This window comes from Caballeronia sp. LZ029 (assembly GCF_031451275.1).
Classification (GTDB): domain Bacteria; phylum Pseudomonadota; class Gammaproteobacteria; order Burkholderiales; family Burkholderiaceae; genus Caballeronia; species Caballeronia jiangsuensis.
Genome location: NZ_JARUXO010000059.1, coordinates 1 through 341 on the forward strand (window position 1 = coordinate 1; position 341 = coordinate 341).

Genomic DNA, 341 nt, shown 5'->3' on the forward strand with positions numbered 1-341 from the left:
GGGTGCGGTTGTTCGACAGGCTCTTGCCGTCGATCAGAAACACGTCCTCGACACGTTCGCCGAGCGTGTTGATCCGCGCCGCCTGCACGCCGATCCGGTGTTGCGCGAGCACCCGCGCGATCGAATAAAGAAGGCCCTGCCGGTCGTTGGCGGACACGGACAGGATGTAGTACTGGCCGCGGTCGTCGGGACGCAGGTCCACGCGCGGCGTGATCGGAAACGTCCGCACGAGCCGCGAGACGCGGCCCTTCGACGGTTCCGGAAGAATGCGCTCGTCGGTCAGCAGCGTGCTCAGTTGCTGCTCGACGAGATTCGCGATGTCGCGATAACTGCCGTCATGC

Annotated in this window: 1 pseudogene; it reads right to left on the bottom strand. The window is 65.1% G+C overall.

Annotated features, from left to right (window positions below):
- Positions 1-341 (bottom strand): annotated as a pseudogene (locus QCE73_RS34035) (bifunctional uridylyltransferase/uridylyl-removing protein); the annotation flags it as partial.